10 protein-coding genes are annotated in these 17,406 nt (G+C 44.4%); 1 reads left to right on the top strand and 9 read right to left on the bottom strand.

Going from position 1 to position 17,406, the window contains the following annotated elements; genetic code table 11:
* The 3 genes from BHV72_RS14190 to BHV72_RS14180 form a co-directional block, all read right to left on the bottom strand.
* A partial coding sequence (locus BHV72_RS14190; RefSeq protein WP_286856229.1) for a substrate-binding domain-containing protein occupies window positions 1-2,517 on the bottom strand: 2,517 nt, incomplete at its 3' end.
* A gap of 287 nt (window positions 2,518-2,804) precedes the next feature.
* Window positions 2,805-3,692, bottom strand: coding sequence for a carbohydrate kinase family protein (locus BHV72_RS14185; protein ID WP_005681638.1), 888 nt, complete (start codon window positions 3,690-3,692; stop codon window positions 2,805-2,807).
* 35 nt (window positions 3,693-3,727) lie between these two features.
* The gene (locus BHV72_RS14180) at window positions 3,728-4,897 is read right to left on the bottom strand and encodes an MFS transporter (RefSeq protein WP_005681639.1); all 1,170 of its coding nucleotides are present in this window, start codon (window positions 4,895-4,897) and stop codon (window positions 3,728-3,730) included.
* A 114-nt stretch (window positions 4,898-5,011) separates the two neighbouring features.
* Here BHV72_RS14180 and BHV72_RS14175 point away from each other — a divergent pair, with 114 nt between their 5' ends.
* Window positions 5,012-5,134 carry a hypothetical protein gene (locus BHV72_RS14175; RefSeq protein WP_259301309.1) on the top strand — a complete coding sequence of 41 codons (123 nt, stop codon included), beginning with the start codon at window positions 5,012-5,014 and terminating at the stop codon, window positions 5,132-5,134.
* 105 nt (window positions 5,135-5,239) lie between these two features.
* Here BHV72_RS14175 and BHV72_RS14170 read toward each other — a convergent pair whose 3' ends face one another.
* From BHV72_RS14170 to BHV72_RS14145, 6 genes are all read right to left on the bottom strand, one after another.
* Window positions 5,240-7,066 carry a glycoside hydrolase family 32 protein gene (locus tag BHV72_RS14170; RefSeq protein WP_286856225.1) on the bottom strand — a complete coding sequence of 609 codons (1,827 nt, stop codon included), beginning with the start codon at window positions 7,064-7,066 and terminating at the stop codon, window positions 5,240-5,242.
* Between the two features lie 125 nt (window positions 7,067-7,191).
* Window positions 7,192-9,144: a DUF4960 domain-containing protein gene (locus tag BHV72_RS14165; RefSeq protein WP_286856224.1), complete on the bottom strand. Its 1,953-nt coding sequence runs from the start codon at window positions 9,142-9,144 to the stop codon at window positions 7,192-7,194.
* 37 nt (window positions 9,145-9,181) lie between these two features.
* Complete coding sequence (locus BHV72_RS14160; protein ID WP_286856221.1) at window positions 9,182-10,315, bottom strand: glycosyl hydrolase family 28-related protein; 1,134 nt, start codon at window positions 10,313-10,315, stop codon at window positions 9,182-9,184.
* A gap of 22 nt (window positions 10,316-10,337) precedes the next feature.
* A complete protein-coding gene (locus BHV72_RS14155) occupies window positions 10,338-12,095 on the bottom strand; it encodes a RagB/SusD family nutrient uptake outer membrane protein (protein WP_286856219.1) in 1,758 nt (585 codons plus the stop codon).
* A 25-nt stretch (window positions 12,096-12,120) separates the two neighbouring features.
* Complete coding sequence (locus tag BHV72_RS14150; RefSeq protein ID WP_286856218.1) at window positions 12,121-15,204, bottom strand: SusC/RagA family TonB-linked outer membrane protein; 3,084 nt, start codon at window positions 15,202-15,204, stop codon at window positions 12,121-12,123.
* A gap of 158 nt (window positions 15,205-15,362) precedes the next feature.
* On the bottom strand, window positions 15,363-17,243 hold the full coding sequence (locus BHV72_RS14145; protein ID WP_286856216.1) for a glycoside hydrolase family 32 protein: 1,881 nt from the start codon (window positions 17,241-17,243) through the stop codon (window positions 15,363-15,365).
* Between the last annotated feature and the right edge of the window lie 163 nt (window positions 17,244-17,406).

Here is a 17,406-nt window from a genome sequence, read left to right as displayed (position 1 = left end):
CCCCATATCTTTGCCCAAATCTTCTACGTTCAAACCGGAATCTCCCATCTTCTCATCAATCAAAGCTTTGAATTTCTCTACAAATTCCTTGTCCATATCACAAACATCTTCTTTCGCCAATGCCTGTCCATCACCAAAGAATTGTTTCAGACGGCGATGCGAATCTATCAGATTACGAACACGTGCCAACAGTAATTGAGAACTGAAAGGTTTGGAGATATAAGAATCCGCACCACCGTCGTACCCTTGAATCCTCTGTTCATCTAAAGAACAGGCTGTTAATAAGATAACAGGAATATGGCATGTTTGCAGTTCGCTTTTCAGACGGCGGCAACATTCAACGCCGTCAATACCGGGCATCATTACATCGGAGATAATCAAATCCGGGACATATTTCATAGCTTTGCGGATACCTTCCGAACCATCTGCCGCTTCAATGACAGTATAGTCTGCATGAAGTAATCCATGAACATACAGACGAATATCCGCATTATCATCAATGATAAGTACAGAAGGTTTGGAAGAATCATAGTTCTTCTCCAGTTCCTCTTCTTCAACGGGCACAGCGTTATTCAAGGGAGATACTTCGGAAACAGAGGTTGCGGAAGAATCTTCCAAAGAAAATACTTCGCAGGTCCGTACCGGTAAATCGACAGTAAAAACAGTTCCTTGCTTTTCATCACTTTCCACTGATATAGTTCCACCGTGCAGTTCGACGAAAGCCTTTACTAAAGCCAATCCTATTCCCGAACCGGCATGATGCATATCTATTTTATAAAAACGATCAAAAATATTACGAATATGTTCGGCAGAAATCATCGAACCAGTATTAGATACAGTAAAACGAATCCAACGGCTATCATCTTTTGTCAAGGTGGACAAACGGACGGCAACTTTTCCATTTTCCGGCATAAACTTAAAAGCGTTCGACAGAAGATTAAAATAAATCCGTTCCAACTTCTCCACATCGGCTTGTGTATGATAATTCGAATCCGGCATATTATCGAAAGAGAAATGGATATGCTTCTTACGGGCTGCCGCCTGGAAAGATTCATTCCACCCTTCAAAAGAAGAAAGGATATTTACCGGAACAGGAGTATATTCCATTTTTCCGTTCTCATATTTACGGAAGTCCAGAATCTGATTGACCAAGCGCAAGAGAATATTTACGTTACGCTGAATGAGCAACAACATCCGGTGCTGGTCTCCGGTCAGCGTTCTGTCTGCCAATAATTGTTCCACAGGATCAGCAACCAAAGTCAGAGGGGTACGGAAATCATGAGAGATATTCGTAAAGAAAACCAGTTTGGCATGAGTCGCTTCTTCCAGTTGATGCGACAGTTGAATCAGTTGGTCACGCTGTTCCTCCAATTTATCCCGCTGTTCTTCGAGTTGCTTCTTCTGTTCTGATAATTCCCTATTCAACCGGTTCTTGGAACGGAGAGATTTATAAACGACAAGTAGCAATCCGGCCACCAATAACAGAATCAACAAACTTCCATACATGATAACCTGCTGGGTAGCTACCCTTGAAAGATAACCACTGATACGTCCGTTCAGTGTTTCGATTTTTTGGTCGAGTTCTGAAATATGAGTAGTCTGAAGTTGCATGATATGCGCATTGGTACGGTCGACAACAGCCGTATTCATCACCGTTTCGCGAGGATAAGATTTCTTTTCGAGAATGTTCATTGCCAGTTGCAGTACTTTATCTCCATTGGTAGGATAAATGAAAGTCGCGTCCAATACACTATCGAGCACGAGTTCCAGACCATTTCCCTTACCAGGCAGGGCGTCAATGCCTACAAAAATCATTTCTTTTTCCCGTCCGGCTTTTTTGGCGGCCTGATAAGCTCCCGGAGCTATTCGGTCATTATGCGCATACACAGCATCAATCTTCGAGTGACGTCGAAGCATACTGTCCATTTCTACTTCTGCCGGCCCACGCTCCCAAACCGCATCTGCTTTATCAATCAGCTTTATCTCGGGAAAATGACTGATAGCAGCCATAAATCCCTGATGACGTTCCATGGCGGGAGTCGAGCCACTTAACCCAGTCAGTTCAACGATATTACCTTTCCCTTTCAGGCGGGAAGCGATATAATTGCCTACCGCACGACCGATTTCATAATTATCCGCACCAATATAAGCAGTATATTTATCCGAAAGAATTTTCCGGTCGACCGTGATGACCGGAATTCCTTTCCGGTAAGCCTCCTCAACAATTGGAGTCATGGGGGCAGCCTCATTAGCTGAGATGATCAGCAAATCCACTCCCTTATCCATAAAGTAATGAATATCTTCCGCCTGTCTGCGGTTATCATCACCGGCAGAACGTATCTCGACAGATACACCATCATAGAACATCGCTTCACGAAGTATCTCATCATTCATCTTATGTCGCCACGAATCATCACTACATTGCGCCACACCGATACGAAAACGGGGAGTATCCTGCCGACACGCCGTTATCCCAATAAGGCAAAGCAGTATTGCCGTCCAACGAAAATATCTCATAGCACTGTGCTTTTCTTTCTTCATCGTACCTCTTACCATACAAAATCCTATTCTATATCGGGATAAAGATAATGGTTTTCTTTCAAAAGAACACAAAGAACAGATTGAATAAGACGGAAAAAGTTCTCCATATCTGTTATATCCGTTAATCTCATTTTACCGCCAGTAGCTTGCTTTTTCAAAGCATACGTTATCAAAACAGAACCTCTCAAAGCATAACATTTAACTTTGAGAGGTTCTACATAGATAACAGATACTGATTCAATCTGCCAATATGTAAAATAGGATTATAATAGTCTGTCTTTCAACACCTGCGGCAGTTCCGGCATCGCCCCGCTCTGCGTACAAACGTAAGCAGAGACTTCCACAGCCAGTTTGTGTGCTTCGGGCACCGGCTTTCCATTCAATATGGAAGCACAGAAGGCAGCCGTAAAGGAATCGCCTGCACCTACCGTATCGGCCACGGGGACTTTCGGAGTCTCCTGGAAGGAAACAACCCCCGGAGTAAATACATAGCTGCCATTGATGCCGCAAGTCAGAATCAGCATTTTCAGGTTGTATTTAGCTAACAGAATCCAGCACTTATCCTGCAAGTCAATGCCCGGATAACCGAACATACGACTGATAGTCACCAGCTCTTCATCGTTTATCTTCAAGACATTACAACGTTGGAAAGAGTCACGCAACACTTCTTTGGTGTAGAAGTCCTGACGGAGATTGATGTCAAATATCTTTAATTGTCCATCTATCTCGGGCATTGTATCCAAGAAACGATTGATAGTGGCACGGCTTGCTTCGTTGCGCTGTGCCAGTGATCCGAAACAAACGGCACGTGTGTTCAGCGCCAAACGTTTCAGTTCGTCCGTGAAAGGAATGTTATCCCAGGCGACACCTTCCTTAATTTCATAGCAAGGCACCCCTTCAGCGTCCAGTGTCACTTGTACTGTACCCGTAGGATAATCTACCCGTTCAATCTGAGTATTCAGTTTCTTTTCCTTGAATACCGACATGATCTCGTCACCCAGTTCGTCATTGCCCACTGCACTGACCACACGGCTGTCAAAGCCGAATTGTGAAACATGATAAGCGAAGTTTGCCGGAGCACCGCCTATTTTCTTTCCTTCGGGCAACACGTCCCAAAGCGCTTCACCCATTCCTACTATTATATTATTCATGATAAACAGAGTTTAATTGATTCTCAAATATAAAATTATTTTCTGATACGGAACGTATAAAACAGCAAATAAAGTACACCGACAGTCATGACGGCAATTGCGCCGTTCTGCCCCATTGAAGTGTCCGAAGCCACTCCCATAGCCAGCGGGAACACCGTTCCGCCGAAAAGTCCCATAATCATCAGACCGGAAACTTCGTTTTTCTTACCCGGCAAATAAAGCAATGCCTGCGAGAAGATAACGGAGAACACATTCGAGTTGCCAAAACCTATCAAAGCGATACAAACATAAATGATTGCCTTTTCGTGGAAGATAAACAAGCCAATCATGGCTGCCAACATCATAATAACACTGACAGCGAAGAAAGACTTCGCGGACATCTTGCGCAATATGAAAGATCCGAGGAAACACCCTGCCGTACGGAAAATGAAATAAAGACTCGTTGCAAAAGCTGCATCATCCAATCCCATTCCGATGCGCTCCATTAAAATCTTCGGGGCGGTAGTGTTTGTGCCCACGTCGATACCGACATGACACATGATACCGACAAAGCAAAGCAGGATAAACGGCTTGCCGAGCAAGGCAAGGCATTGTCCGAAAGTAGACGGTTTGCCTTCTTCCTTTTCTTCTTCAATCTGCGTGGCGTTGAGCAGAAGAATGGCGACAACGGCCACTATCATATAAACCGGGAAAAGAATCCGCCAGCCCAAATCGAAAGACGGAATAGCTTGCGTTGCTCCCCACATGGCAATGTATGGTGCCAGGAAAGAAGCAATCGCCTTTACGAATTGTCCGAAAGTCAGGCTGCTCGCCAAGCGGTCACCACGCACGATATTGGAGAGCAACGGGTTCAGAGAAGTCTGCATCAACGCATTTCCGATTCCCAACAGAGAGAAGGAAATCAACATCAACATATAACTGTCACCAAAAACCGGCAACAATAATGAAGCGAATGTCACGAGCAGACTGAGCAATACGGTTTTCTTCTGACCGATACGGCTCATCAACATCCCTGTCGGTACGGAGAAAATCAGGAACCAAAAAAAGACGAGTGAAGGGAAAATGTTTGCTTGTGAGTCCGACAGGCCGAGGTCTGCCTTTACATAATTGGAAGCAATGCCTACCAAGTCAACGAATCCCATGGCAAAGAAACATAGCATCACCGGGATCAGTTTGGAGAGAGAAGAGTTTTTACTGTTTTCCATTGTTATATCTACTATTTTATAAATTCTGTGTCCTTATGGCTTAACCGGTCCGCCCCTACGGGAATAAACCCGTTTACCGCTTATACAGTTGATGTTTCATACTGATATAATAGGATGAAAGCTACGGTAATGTTGGTTCGCCACGGCCGTGACGAATTCTTTCCATGGCTATGGAGAGATCTCTTCATGGCTGTGGAGAGAAGTTACCACGGCCGTGGTGAGGTATTAATACCGTAAGCCTGACAGAAGTATACCGTTGCCTTCAGTGTACTAATCCGTAGGGGTAGACATACTCTGCCGTAGGGAATCAGGAAAAGAGCGCATAGATTAAATGGCAGAAGCTTATTGCTTCAACCGGTAGACGATAAACGAGTCTACCTTGTAGGCTCCGCCTTTGCTGTAAAAATCGATGTGATTGTAAGGTTCCGAAGGGAAGACCTGATTGGTCATTGCGAAACGCCCGCCGTCACCAAATGCTTCCACGCTTGATTTATCTACAAACAAATGAAGCTTCAGCTCATTCTTACCGCTTTCAACAGCTGTCCACGTCAGTGCCGGAAAATTCTCGTTGAAGCCGACATCACCACTTTTACGACGGTCCATAGAGAATCTATTCTCTTTCATATCATATTGCATATCCACTTCTTCGCCCTTGTCATTGTAAAGGCGGAAGCCGATAATGTCCGCATGCTGGCGCTTGATAGACAGTTCTATTTCGTAGGCGCCTTCGTTGACCGGAATCATTTCTTTTACCGTACGTGTTCCGTTCACTCTGAACGAACGTTTCTTTGAGATGCCACGCAGTTTCTGCAATTCGGGAGACGGGTCAGATTGGAGATAAGTCTCACCGCCGACGGTAAAGAGGCCCAAATCGCGGGGAACGGAGTTCGGACTGCGGTATTGGGAAGTCGGAACATCGTTGGCATATTGCCAGTTGCTCATCCATGCGATAGCGATACGGCGGTTGTCGGGAGCATCGCTCCAAGTCACGGTTGCATAATGGTCTTTTCCCCAGTCCATCCATTTGGTTTTGGAGGGAGATTCGTTTACAAATTCTTTTCCGTTGAAGGTTCCTACAAAATATTGAGTGGCACTTCCTCCGAACGGACCGCCGGGATTCAAATTACAAAGCAACACCCACTTCTTTTCATTCGTCCCTTCTACCGGAAGTTCAAACAAATCGGGACATTCCCATACGCCACCATGTGCGCCCTGGCCTTCTCCGAAACTGCTTTCGTACGTCCAGTCTTTCAGATTGGGAGAAGAAAAAATCTGCATCTCCTGTCCTACTGCCAATATCATAATCCAGCGCCGGGTTTCTTTATGCCAAAAGACTTTCGGGTCGCGGAAGTCACGTGCATCGGATGTCAGTACGGGATTGTTCTCATAGCAGGTGAAAGTGCGTCCGTTGTCGGTACTGTAAGCAATGCTTTGTACTTGCCGGTCGCTGTTTTGCGTATAAATGGCGATGATAGCTCCCGCACCGAAACCGGCAGTGTTATCGGTATCGACAACAGCCGAACCGCTGAAGATAGTTCCCAATGCATCGGGCGCAATGGCTACGGGGAGATGTTGCCAGTTTACGAGGTCTTTGCTGATAGCATGTCCCCAGCTCATATTTCCCCATTTGGAGCCGTAAGGGTTGTATTGGTAGAAAAGGTGGTATTCGCCATCCTTGTATACCATTCCATTGGGGTCGTTCATCCAACCGTAAAGAGGTGAGAAGTGATAGGTGGGACGGAACTTTTCGCGGTTGCCGGTATCGAAGGTGTCGGCCAACTTCATCTCCTTGCAGCAAACAGCAGAAAGTTTGCCCCGTACAGGGTCGTTCGAGCCCAACTTAAACTTCAATAGTACGTTTTTGCCGGTATAGCCCGAAAGGTCCAGCGGAACGAAATAGTCCACTCTGTTCACCGCCAGACGAACGTCCGCAGCCTTCACCTCTTTATTATTAACGATCATACTGACACGCACATCAGGCATCACCTCCTCAACGGGGAGAAGCAAATATCGTTGGTTCGTGTTTATCTGTACCAGACAATGCCCTTCGCCCAGGTCCTTGATTATCAAGGAAGGTGCGTCGGCAACAGCGTCCGGAAATGAGAAAATCATCATAGCCAGCATTGCCAATAAGGTCCGTAACTGTTTAAACGAGAATAATACATTCATATCAATATGGTATTAGATTAATTATTAGTATTCATAGCCTTTCATTTGTCACAATGCAAAGATAGGCGTAACGGATAGCTACACCTATCACTTTTGTTTCAAAAGATAGAAAAAATGTTACCTGCCTATTTCTTAGCGCTTAGATAATGCAATATGTTCTTCGTCATGAGCATGATATTATCCTGATAAACGTTCAGATTACTATTCTGGTTCCATTCGTAAGCAGCCAGTCCGAGAGCGATGCAAGTTCCTTGATATTCCGTTGTCGGGGCAAATTCCACCATTCCGGCACAACAATAGTCCGTCACATGACCCCATGTTGCCAAAACGGTAGCGTTATTTTCCTCTTCAAACGCTTTCACCACATTTCCTGCATTGGGGTAAAGGCCGGGGAAACCATAAGAATTCAAATCCCACATACAGTTATGGTCTTCACGCTGTCCGGGACCGATCAACGGGAATGTTTCGTGAGAGAATTGGTCGGAAGTAACCATACCGGCAAAAGCAGGATGCGAGCGATGGTCATACTCCATTCCGATATTGGCATTAATCGTCCAAATGTCTGCACCTGATCCGCCTTCACCGTCTCCAAATATTCCGGGAGCCCGTTCGGTACGTCCCAAAGGTACAACCAACTGAGTCGCATGATTGCTCAGGAACAGGTTTCCACCATTCTTATAATAGGTTGTCAACGCGGCAACCGCATCGGCAGACAAAGGTAACTTGTCCCAGCCGGCTCCAATACCCACACGGTCTATATGTACCCAAATAACATCATAAGCAGAAAGATCCTCGCCAGCCAATGCAGCGGCAGTAATGACTTTGCCATTTACAAACTGTTTCTTGAACCATGCATAGGAGGCCTTTTCATCATCATCTTCTATCTCTTCGGGAGTGTCATACGTTATCACATAAGCTGCGTTCGTAAAGTCCTGCGCTTCAGACGGTTTCACCTTTATATTTTCTTCTGTCACTCCGCAATCTATCACTTCGGACGATTCGCTGACATAAAAGACTTGATTGCTGTTCGTATTTTCTATCGTGAAACTTGCGAAACGGTTATTTTCCCCTTCCGCAGCATTCACAGTCACGGGGTTTTCTATACCGTCACTCCAATCCGCATGAATGGTGTTCGACGTGAAGTGGTTATATTCTCCTTTCACATGAATCACTCCATAGTCCGCCTCTTTGCCATTGAGTTGATTATCGCTCCTGTTTACGGTGAACACGTTGTCACTTATCAGATTGTTTTGCCCGCTTATATCAAAGAAGGTCATTTTGTTTCCTGTAAATTCATTATCCGAGATATTCACCCGGCTGCAACCTGTAAAGCTGGCACAACGGTCATCTTCCGCCGTCAGTTTGTTGTGAGAGAATATCAGGTTACTTTCACCGGAGATACGCGCCGCCACACCGCCCTGCGCTGATCCGAAGAGGGAGTTGGTCACCATATTCTGTATGCCACCGTTCATTTCAATACCATTCACTGCGTCGGTTGCATCTATCCGAGCCAATGTAATGGCATCACATCCCTGGAGTTTAATACCCTGGTACATATTCTCCATTCTGATGTTGAAGAAGTGCAGGCGATCGTTATCGTGCTCGACAAAGATTCCGGTTCCCTGATGATCGGCCTTTCCCACAAGTGTAAGTCCGTTTACCTCCACACCGCTGATACGGTTCTTACGTCCGTCTATATCGGCAACAGGGGCAACGTGTAATGCATATTCGGCATTTCCCAGTATCAGGCGACTTTCCCGGGCATCGGCAGCAGTAGCAGCGACGTCGTCATTCACGCCTTTCAGCGTCACGAAATTGCGGGTGAGCTGAATGGGACTATCCAAACGAAACGTTCCTTCGGGAATAAGTATCGTACCTCCCTCGGGCGGAAGGTCGGCTATTATGGCATTGATGAGGTCGGCACAATCGGTAGAGCCGTCGGTCGGAAGCCCGAACTGGGTTATATCTATTATCTTCTGACCGTTACATTCATCACAAAGCGTATAGTTATCGTCATTACTGCAAGATGTGCCCAGTATAAAGAGCAGTCCGCTTATTAAGAATTTATTTATCTTCATGGTGTTATTATATTAATAATGGTATATGATAGGAAGGTTATTCTACTATGCTCACCTTATCGGATGATACACAATTGGAGACTTCGGTTTGTGCGTTCACCAGAAATACCCGACAGCTCTCCAAGTTGTCAACAAAGCAATTCTTGAACACGTTACCGGTTCCCTGAACGGCATTTACAGTCACAGCGCCGGCATAAGCCCATTCGCACGACAAGCTATTGGATGTAACCATATTATTGTTGCCCTTTACGTTGATGATGCCAAAGTCGTCGCCGTGGTCGAGCAGCTGGTTCTGAACAGCTCCCGTAAGCCAGAAGATGTTCTTATTCACCGTATTGTCATTACCGTTCAACACCAGAATACCATTATAGTAGCTCTTGAAGTTGTTGCCCTCAATCACACAATTATTACAAGCGTCAAGTATCAGATTTTCACGTCCGTCGGGATAGACCTGATTATTGATGAACGAAAGTTTGTTCACTTCCTGCACCTTGCAAGTAATCCCCGCAGGTTGAGCACCCAATTGGCAGTTCTTCACAACAATATTTTCACCGCCAATCAACTCGATACTATTAGGGAGTTCGCATACCCAGCAATTGACTATCTGCATATTTTTTGCCTGTTCTATCTTAACACCGGTATGCAAATTTATACCGATAATATTAGAAAGCATTCCATTATCGGTCGCGCCGACAAAGTGTATGCCGATGTTCCTGGCTTCCGTGCCGCCTGACACCATCAGGTTCATAATCTTTACGCCTTTCATGCCCGTCTCCACTTTTATGGCAGCCTCGGCATTACGCGCCACCAATTTACTTCCACCGCCAGGACCCAAGAGGTCATTTATTCCATTCACGTCAATATTGCTGCGCATACCGGGATTCAATCCCTTGATCGTCACATTATGCTTATTGATTACAATGGGAGCGTCAAGTACAAAGTCACCTTCGGGAATCACCAATACTCCCCCTTCGGCGGGCAACGAGGCTATTGCACTATTTATAGCTTTCGAACAGTCGGTCTTTCCATCGCCAACAGCTCCGAATGCAGTAACATCACCTTCGATGTCAGTATGGGTACCATAGCACAACAGGTTATTGTCATCACTATCGCAGGCCGTGAACATACACAGGCAGAAGGCGCTCATCAAGTATCTTTTTATTTTCATCATATCTATATTTAAGGAGTTTATATTAGTTAAACTTACCATATCCTGGGTTTTGTACATAAGTACCTTCAGAGAAGTTATATTGTGCATTGGGAATGGGTAAGTATTCATCCCTGCCACCGATGAAGCGGGCACCGCGATAATAAACACGCTTGTTTTGCTCCACAACGATGTAACTGTTCATGGTTTCCTCAGCAATCCCCCAACGTACCAGATCGAAGAAACGGTCACCTTCCATGGCAAACTCCATGCGACGTTCCCAACGTAATGCTTTGCGGGCAAAGTCCTGATTCCAACCTTCAGCCGGATATTCGCCTATCAGGTAATTGGCCGCATTTTGTTCGGGATGCTTAAAGTCCTTCACATAAGGACTATTCTTGGCACGCAGACGAATACGGTTAATAATCTTGCGGGCTTCTTCCAGTCCGGCAGCTTCGCCAATCTCTATCAAGGCTTCAGCCTTCCACAATAATACATCAGCATAGCGGATTATCTGCCAGTTAAGATGAGAGGCTCCCCAAGGCCACCCCTGGAACATATCTTCACTTTCAGGCGAGATGTAAAAGCGCTTGGTGCAGTTAAAGCCATATTCGCCACTGTTACGTATCCAATTTGCTTTGCAAGGCTCAACTGTGTAAGTTTTCCAGGTAATGCCCGGACGACCGGTAACAAAATCCAGACGGGGATCTACTGTTGCCTCAACGTTAGTGAGCTCATTCCCTTCGTACGTTCCATAATCACTGTTGTTGAAGGTATCAAACAAAGGCAGTCCATAGGCATCTGTCTTATACGCGTTTATCAGATTCTGACTGGGCAGGAAGAATCCGTCGCCACCGTAAGGACCTTTGGGGGCATTGAGCAGGTTGCTCCAATTTATGTTTCCGGCACCTTCGGTTTCATCATCCATCGAATATTGTACGGCAAACACAGACTCTACCCCATTTTCATATTCCAGTTGGTCGAGCTTCTGGAAGTCATTCAAAAGATCATACGCCTTCCCTTGCGCACCTACTTTATCACAAAGAGCCGCTACTTCAGCAAGCAACTGTTTGTCGACAGCAATGACCTGATTATTCTCATCTTGTTGGTAAGCCTGATAAAGTTTGGCTTTGGCAGCGTATGCGTATGCTATGTTCTTGGTGATACGGCCTATTTGGGATTGAGTGTCAGGCAAGTCGTTAGCGGCGTCAAGAAACTCCTGCGCAATCTTGCCAAGAAGTTCTTCGCGGGTAAACTGATTGTTGGGGATGTATTTATAATCATCAATATCCACGTTTTCGTCAAAGTAAGGTACTTGTTTGAAAAGGCGAACCAGTTCGAAGAAGAAATGTGCACGAATCACTTTCATTTCAGCTTTACGGCTCTTAAGTACCGGCAAGGTGTTCTCATCAAGTGTATTCATGACTCTCAATGCACTGTTGCAACGTTGCAAGCAACAATAAAGTTGAAACCATTTTTCATCGGCATTAGCCCATGTAGCATCTATCTTAAAAGTTTCAAGCAGTGTACAAAAGTCACCATCGTTTACACCACCGCCACCTTTATAGGCATTGTCCGAACGTACTTCACCATACGTCCAATTGGTCATCGGTACCCAGTGCATATCACGATTGGGACCTTTCAGCCCGGCGTAAGCCGAAGTGACCAGGAGTTCCATACCTTCAGCCGACGACAACAAATCGTCATTGAGTGTACCCTGAGGTTTAGTATCAAGAAAACGACTCTCATCACAACCGGCCAATAGTGCCACAACACCTGCCGCAAGGATATATTTCAATTTCATAATGTTCTGTATTTAGGATAAAAGATTAAAAACCAAGTGATAGACCGAATGTGTAGGTACGAGGCTGAGGATATGGATAGCCCAATCCTTCAGGGTCGGCACCAGTATAATTAGTCAGCGTGAAGACATTCTGCGCTTGCAGATATACACGCAAATTAGAAAGACGTGCTTTCTTAATCCACTTATCGGGGAAGGTGTAGCCCAGTGTCAAAGTCTTCAACTTCACATAAGAACCATCTTCAATAAAGAAAGTAGAACTGCGTGTTTCCACATTATTATCAACCACCGTCAGTGCAGGGATATTACAATTATAGACTCCGGTTTGCTCATACACATTCCAAGCATTCATTGCATCAATCAGACGCGTAGAGTGATTGCCCGTCCAGCCTTGGAAAAGATCCGTATAGAACTTTGAGTTATTCCATGCATCGCGAATCATACCGTTGAAGAATACGGAAAGATCAAACCCTTTGTAGGATGCACCTATGTTCAGACCACCGATAAACTTAGGCTGGTCACTGCCTTGCCAGTCCATATCGGCAGTATTGATGATGTTGTCGCCATTAAGATCCTTATAGCGAATACGTCCCACACCGGGAGCACCAATCTGTACATCATACTTGCTCAGGTATTCATATACCTCTTGCTTGGTCTTGAATATGCCATCGGCTTTATATGACATCCATGAACCGAAAGGCTGTCCTACAATGGTTTTATCCACACCATTACCACCTCCCCAAGTGTATTTGATGACATCCGGAAGTTCGGTTATCTTATTTTTGTAATAAGAGAGGTTGAATGAGATGTCATATTTGAAGTCCTTTATTTCGTCCCTCCAGGTCAAAGTCGCTTCTACACCGTTATTATCCATACTGGCTGCATTATACCATTTATAACCACCTTCACCGATCACACCGATATATGGTTTCTGAATTAACATATCAGTGGTTTTCTTCTGAAAATAGTCCAGAGTCACCCCCAAACGAGCGTCGAAGAAGGCTGCATCAATACCGAAATTCAATTGTTTAGTTTCCTCCCACTTCAAATCGTTGTTGCCCGAACGGTCTTTCTGTACGCCGGGTACCACCGTCGCCCCGTCGCCGTTGAAATTGTAGGAACCATTGGACATATTGGTGTAATAGAGATTGTATGTAGCATTATTGTCAATCTGGTCGTTACCATTAATACCCCATGATGCACGCAGTTTAAGGTCTGACAGCCAACTTTGTGTACGTTCCATAAATCTCTCGCGTGAAACTCTCCAGCCGGCTGATACCGAAGGAAAGATTGCTGAATTGTTACCTTTACCGAAACGTGAGGAAGCATCACGGCGTACCGTTCCTGATATCAGGTACTTATCATCGAACGCATAGTTCACCTTACCGAAGTAAGAAACCATAGCATAAGTGGAAGCATTGTTACTCACACTTTTTCCTTCGGTCACTGTGTCCAGATAGCGATAGTCGAGGTCTTCTATCACCAATCCGCGACCATACCCCTGCAAATGTTCACCGTTTTCTTTCTTGGCCTCGGTTCCTATCACAGCACTGATATTGTTCTTTCCTAATTCTATGCTATAATTGGCGGTATTCGACCATACCCACTGCACACTATTATCCTGCCGCACAGTCAGCTCATTTATATCGACCTTACGATCGGCTTCGCTCCACTTCGGGACGAAGGTTGAGTTGAAACCGGTAGTGTAGTTCAATCCAAACTGACTCTTCAATACCAGGTTTTTAATTGGCTCTACTTCCAAATAAGCACTGCCAAAGATACGCCAGCTTTTATGACGATTATCAGCTTCGTTATCTGTCAAGCGAACGGCATTCGGCTTATCCCCCAATATGTCTACGTAACCACCGGCATATCCTCCGTTTTCATCATACACAGGAATAGCAGGATGCTGGGCAATCACAAGTTCTTCTATACCGGACGGATTGAGATGTTCCAACCAGTGGTTCACGGAAATGCTTTCACCCACACGTACTTTGCCATCAACAAAGCGGAAATTAGAAGCCAGGCGAGAATTAAAACGTTCATAGTCAGTGTTGCGACAAAGACCATCCTGATTCATATAGTTTATAGTAAGAGCTACATTACCGTCTTTGAATCCCTTAGAGAGAGAAAGGTTGTAATTCTGCATCAAAGCCGTACCGAATATCTCCTTTGCCCAATCGGTGTTACCCGATTTTATTTTGACTCCGTTCTGGTCGAAATAATATTCCTGCAACTGGGCTTTTTCCCCATTTCCATACACTACACTGTTCGGATGAGTTCCGTAAGTGTTTTTATAGGCTTGCCAATAAACATCTCCCCATTGGTAAGCATCGAGCATATCAACACCACCGGCAAAAGTCTGGGCAGTGAGTGACATATCAAAACTCACTTTCACATCACCTTCCTTAGCACGCTTTGTGGTAATGATAATGACACCGTTGGCGGCCTGCGCACCATAGATCGCTGCAGAGGCCGCATCTTTCAGCACCTGAATGGATTCAACATCATTGGAAGAAATAATTGAAGCGACATTGTCATGTGTCTGAATGCCATCTATCACATAAAGAGGGGAAGAATTATTAATGGTAGTAATACCGCGCAACTTAGTATCCGTGTTCCCACCACCGGGTTTACCATCGGTTGTTACATTCATACCGGCTACACGACCCTGCAAGCCCGACATCACATTACCTGTGGGAATATCAGCCACTTCTTTCATCTTCACCACGGCTACCGAACCTGTCAGGCTGGCTTTCTTCTCAGCCATATAACCTGTCACAACCACTTCATCAATCATCTTGGAATCTTCTTCCATTACTATCTTCAACGAAGGTTTTGCTGCAATAATCACTTCTTTATATCCTATATAAGAGATAGCTAATGATGCATTCTTCGGCACACTAATAGTAAAGTTACCGTCCAAGTCTGTAATAGTCCCTGTTGATTTCGAATCGTTTTGCACCACGGAAGCACCGATAATCGGTTGCCCGTCCGTCTTGGAAGTCACATTTCCCTTTACCGTTATGTTTTGCCCCCAAAGGACTGACACGAAAGCAAACAGGAAACAAACACTACAAAGAATTTTTTTGTTCTTCATAATACTGAGCATTAGTTTAATGTTATTAATTTAAAAGTACGAATATTCTCTTTATCGCTGTTGCAAATTACGGTTGATTTATGTCAATCGGCTAAAAAAAATGTTTCAAAGGCTGTAATATTTGTTGCATACCTCCTTATTTTATGGGATTTCAGAGGTGTTTCTCCTTGTCATAGGCTTAATCTATGTACTTTAAAAGTATCGACTTTGAATGTCCCGCCCTTGCTGTAAAAACACATACGATTGTATGGCTCTGTCGGGAAAACAAGATTGCTCATCGCTATCTTTCCTTCGTTCAAAAAGATCTCTACCGAACATTTATCTACGAAAATATCCAATCGGTACTTATTCTCTTTTCGGACAGGTGCCCATGTAGCTAATGCAAAATCATCAATGTAGTTGATAGAAGTCGTTTTCCGACGGTCGTGCACCTCTATCTCATGTGTCACACTGTTTTTGCCAAAATCTACGATACCACTCTTTGTACGATCCATTACCAGTTTCCTTTCAGGAAGATTAAAGTAAATATCCACCTTCTCACCTTTATCATTGAACAGGCTGAATCCAATAATTTCAGCTTTTTCTGCCATAATGTCCAATGAAAGTTCGTAAGCACCTTCATTATCCGGTAATAAAGATTCAATATGATAATCATTTGCAACGGTAAAAGCAGGAATTTCTTTTGTCTCTTTCCTTAGATTTTTCACTTCCGCTACCGGAGCTGCAGAAAGATAAATATCACCGCTTTGCGTATAAAGCCCCAGTTCACGCGGCAAGGCGTTGACGCCACGAAACGGTTTGGTTGGGACATTATTACAATATTGCCAGTTACTCATCCAAGGCACTACAATCACACGTCTTCCCATATTCGAAAAGGAAACTGTCGCATAATGGTCTTTTCCCCAGTCCAACCATTTCGTAACATCCGGTTTGCTATCACAAATAAATCTTGTTCCGTCAAAATCACCTATGAAATATTGGGTCGCACTGCCTCCGAAATAACAGCCGGGATTTACATTGACAATCAATGCCCATTTCTTATGTTCCGTATCACCGTCTACCGGTAACTCTACCATATCCGGACACTCAAACTGACAAGGCTGTACGCCATAACCTTCACCAAAGCTACTCATATAATTCCAGTCTTTCAGATCTTCTGAATCATAGAAACGCATCTCTTTATCGGCAGCAACAATCATTATCCATTTATTTCCCGGAGCATACCAGAATACCTTCGGATCACGAAAATCTTTCCTTCTATCGGAAGAACGCAAAATCGGATTCTTATCATATTTGGTAAATGTGCGACCGTTATCATTGCTATAAGCGAGACATTGAATCTGCCCGTTTTTATCGCTGGCAGAAGTATAAAAAGCTAATATGGCACCTGTACCGTAACCTGCCACATTTTCCTGATCAACAATAGAACTGCCGGAAAATATATGTCCCAACGTATCACGAACTATAGCAGGTGCCAAATGTTCCCAATGCATCAAATCTTTGCTTATCGAATGCCCCCAATGCATATTCCCCCATTTAGAACCATAAGGATTATACTGATAATATAAATGATATTCTTCATCTTCATAAACCAGCCCGTTCGCATTATTCATCCAACCATAAAGGGGAGCATGGTGATATACAGGGCGAAACTTATCTGTATGGGACGGATCGAATGTATCGGATAATTTCATTTCTTTCCAGCAAAGAGCATCTCCAAGGCTCTTTTGCACACGTACTGTTACAGTTTTAGCATCAGCAGGTAGGACAAACGGAACCCAATAGTCTACTTTAGTCTGTGCAAGCCGAATATCCATATCAGTATCCGCTGCATCTCCTATGTCCAGACGAACCCGGCTTTCTTCCGCTGCCTCTTCGATCGGAAGCAATATATAATTAGTAGGATTGGTGATGTGAATGAGAGTCAGGCTGTCTCCTTTCTGTTCCAACATAAATTTGCTTTTATTCGTATGGCAATAAATCAGTCCGTAAGAGACCGCCAATGCAAGTACCGCACCTTTACATAATTTCATCCAAGAGGTTGTTTTCATGGTAACAAAGTATTCTGTTTTATACAAGTATCTAATCAAAATTGACGGAGGCAAAAATAGGTCATATCTTCACCTCCGTCTATCAACTTTGTTTCAAAGGGTATCACTTTTGATGCAAGTCCTGAACATTTTCTTTTTTGCCTGTCACATCGCAATGAAGCTA

This window comes from Bacteroides sp. 43_46 (assembly GCF_001915455.1).
Taxonomy (GTDB): Bacteria; Bacteroidota; Bacteroidia; order Bacteroidales; family Bacteroidaceae; genus Bacteroides; species Bacteroides caccae.
The sequence above is the reverse complement of the archived record's forward strand: the minus strand, read 5'-3'. Positions and strand labels throughout refer to the sequence as shown.